The sequence below is a fragment of the Frateuria defendens genome (assembly GCF_001182895.1).
Lineage (GTDB): Bacteria > Pseudomonadota > Gammaproteobacteria > Xanthomonadales > Rhodanobacteraceae > Frateuria_B > Frateuria_B defendens.
Window position 1 is genome coordinate 1 of the sequence record NZ_LFQR01000217.1, and the last position, 216, is coordinate 216.

A 216-nucleotide genomic window follows, 5' to 3' on the forward strand; every position below is an offset into this window, starting at 1 on the left:
ATATGAAGCCACAAGGCCAGGCAGCGAATTTGGACGGCGGCCAAGAACGAGGGGAGGCGCTTGGCATACCGAGTCGCAATACCGCGCCATTGCTTGATATGCAGGAATGCGTTCTCAACCAAGTGGCGCTGGCGATACAAATGCCGGTCGTACTCGCGTAGTTCCTTGCGATTCTTGCGCGGCGGAATCTGCGCTTGCATGCCTTGATCGTGAGCC

General features: G+C 57.4%; 1 pseudogene. It reads right to left on the minus strand.

The features are described from left to right. Window positions 1-216: pseudogene (locus tag ACH65_RS17985) on the minus strand (IS5/IS1182 family transposase); the annotation flags it as partial.